This window comes from Klebsiella sp. EMBS2024 (assembly GCF_036233805.1).
GTDB classification, from domain to species: Bacteria; Pseudomonadota; Gammaproteobacteria; order Enterobacterales; family Enterobacteriaceae; genus Klebsiella; species Klebsiella pneumoniae.
Window position 1 is genome coordinate 1,505,668 of record NZ_JAZARW010000001.1, and the last position, 3,138, is coordinate 1,508,805.

The window sequence follows — 3,138 nt, forward strand, 5'->3', positions numbered from 1 at the left end:
CGCGCTGCGCAAGCTGCGCCGTGGCCGTCCTCTGGACGGGATTGTGCGGGTGATGCCGTCGTCTCTCACCCTGACGCCGCAGATAAGCGAGAGCGACCTGCACGGGCTGGAAAAAATCAGCGAACTGCTGGGCTATGCCGCCCCGGTCTGGTTATGGAAACTGTGCGACAGTGAGTGGCCGCAGGCTGACCGCGCGGTGCAGGCGGTAGGGGTTAGCTTCCCGTTGCGCGCCACTGAGGAAGATGTCGCCCGTCAGCTTGCGCAGATGTTGCCGACGCTACGGGAGCAGGGGATGCACCAGATCGCAGCAGATACCCGCCACGACTTCCTGCTGCGTCTGGGGCAGCAGCTTATCGACGGGGAGATCGCACAATGGCGCCGGCAGCTGGCGCCGTGGCTGACCGCCTCGCGGCAGCGGCTTGCGCTGCGAGGCCTGATGTTTAGCCTGCCAGAGCCTCGTACCGTAGATCCGTATCAGGAAGCTGATGCCCTGCCTGCGAGCCAGCCTCACCTCCTGACGCTGCCCGCCACCTGGCAGGGGATCGTCGATGACTGCCGCCGTTTACGCGGGCATCACGTGGGAATGGCATGGGAGCGGGGCCTGGCGTGCGGTCTGCTGGCCATCTTCGGCCTGTGGGCGGCGGGACTGCTGCTCTCCTTTGCCCTCAATTACAGTCAGATTGCTTCGGTAGCGGGAAAAGCCCGCGACCTGGTGGCCCACCCCTCCGTTTCTGACTATCAACTGACGGCCCTCCATGCCCTGCGCAACGAAGCCGGCCGTCTCGTGCACGATGGGCAGAAGGGCGCTCCCTGGTATCGGCGCTTTGGTCTGGACCATCATCAGCAACTATTAGACGCCGTCCTGCCCTGGTACGGTGTGGCAAATCATCGCCTGATACGTGACCCGGCCAATGCCGCGTTGCAGCAGGCGCTCAGCGCGCTGGTCAACTCCGCCCCCAATAGCGACCAACGAGCCCAGCTGGCGAAACCGGGCTATGACCAGCTGAAAGCCTGGCTGATGATGGCTCGTCCGGATAAAGCCGATGGCGCATTTTTCGCGCAGACCATGAAAGCGGTCCAGCCGACGCGAATAGGGATCTCGACCGGTCTGTGGCAAAGTCTGGCGCCGGATTTGTGGGCCTTTTATCTCTCCCTGCTGCCCGAGCGGCCAGAGTGGAAGATCATCCCGGATGCGCAACGGGTGAGTCAGAGCCGTCAGGTTCTGTTGCAGCAGCTAGGTCGCCGCAATGCCGAAAGCACCTTATATGAGAACATGCTCAAATCCGTGCGTCGTAATTTTGCCGATGTGTCGCTGGAAGACATGACCAGTGGCACCGACGCGCGCCGCCTGTTTACCACCGATGAAGTGGTCCCGGGGATGTTTACCCGCCAGGCATGGGAAGGCGGCATTCAGCAGGCCATTGATAAGGCAGCCAGCTCGCGCCGGGAGGAAATCGACTGGGTGCTGAGCGATTCGCGCAAAACGGTGTCGACAGACCTGTCGCCGGAGGCGCTGAAAGCGCGTCTGACCCGACGCTACTTCACCGATTTCGCCGGCAGCTGGCTGAATTTTCTCAACAGTCTGCGACTCAACCCGGCGACCACCATTGCCGATGTTACCGACCAGCTCACGCTGATAAGCGATGTCCGCCAGTCGCCGCTGATTGCCCTGATGAATACCCTTGCCTGGCAGGGGCAGGCGGGGCAACAAAGGGAGGGGCTGTCGGACAGCCTTATTAAATCGGCCAAAGATCTGGTGGGCGGGAAAGACAAGCCGGTCATCGACCAGTCGGCAGCCGGCCCGCAGGGGCCTCTGGATGACACGTTCGGCCCACTGCTCCAGCTGATGGGGAAAAACACGGGCAGCAACGTCATGTCGGCCGATAGCACCCTGAGCCTGCAAACCTATCTGACCCGTATCACCCGCGTGCGCCTGCGCCTGCAGCAGGTTGCGAATGCCTCCGATCCGCAGGAAATGATGCAGGTCCTGGCGCAGACCGTCTTCCAGGGAAAAAGCGTCGACCTGACCGACACGCAACAGTACGGTAGCCTGATTTCGGCAAGCCTTGGCGAAGAGTGGAGTGGCTTCGGCAACACTCTGTTTGTGCAACCGCTGACCCAGGCATGGGAAACCGTGCTTCTGCCGTCGGCGGCCAGTCTGAATGACAAATGGCGCCGATCGGTGGTCGCCAACTGGCACACCGCCTTTGACGGACGCTTTCCGTTTGCCGCCAGCAAAAGCGACGCCTCCCTGCCGATGCTGGCTGAGTTTGTGCGCAAAGACAGCGGGCGAATCGAACGTTTTCTCACGACGGAGCTGAACGGTGTCCTGCATAAAGAAGGCAGTCAGTGGGTGCCGGATAAGGTCAACAGTCACGGCCTGGTCTTTAATCCGGCCTTTCTGCGCGCGATCAATCAGCTAAGCCAGCTGTCCGACATTCTTTTCACCGACGGCAGCCAGGGGATCAGCTTTGAGTTACAGGCCAGGCCTGCCCCGGAGGTTGTCGAGACACAGCTGACGATAGACGGCCAAAAGCTGCGCTATTTCAATCAGATGGCCGACTGGCAGACTTTCCGCTGGCCGGGGGAGACGTATAAACCCGGCACTCTGCTGACCTGGACCACCGTCAATGCGGGCACGCGTCTGTTCGGTGACTACAGCGGTACCTGGGGCTTTATTCGCTGGCTGGAGCAGGGTAAACGCCATCCGCTGGATCGCAGCCAGTGGATGATGAGCTTCACCGCCCCGGATGGCCGCACCCTGCAGTGGGTATTGCGCTCCCAGCTTGGGAGCGGCCCGCTGGCGCTTCTGGCGCTGCGCGGATTGACCCTGCCGGATCAGATTTTTACTGTCGATGCGGCTGAGAGCGCACAGGTCCTGACGACGGGGGTAGGGAATAGTGACATGGATGAGATGGAATTATGAGTATTTTACAAAATTTGGTTGCCGCCAGTCAGTTGGATGAAAGCGTACTGCGCCAGCAGGCCCGGTCACGTCAGGCGCAGTGGCAGTCCTGGCTTGCGCCAATCAGTGACGCCCAACCAACCGGGGACGATCCGGGCTATGACGATGATTTTCAGCGTATCCGCGATGAGGTCAATAAGATCTCCGGCGTCGATACCGAACTGATTTGCCAG

At 61.2% G+C, this 3,138-nt stretch carries 1 protein-coding gene and 1 pseudogene; both read left to right on the forward strand.

The genetic code is table 11. The features are described from left to right. Nucleotides 1-2,926 (forward strand): ImcF-related family protein (locus VZP09_RS06775; RefSeq protein ID WP_328794975.1); only part of this gene is annotated, 2,926 nt, incomplete at its 5' end. After that, nucleotides 2,923-3,138, forward strand: a pseudogene (locus tag VZP09_RS06780) (type VI secretion system protein TssA); the annotation flags it as partial. The gene VZP09_RS06775 and the pseudogene VZP09_RS06780, both read left to right, overlap by 4 nt.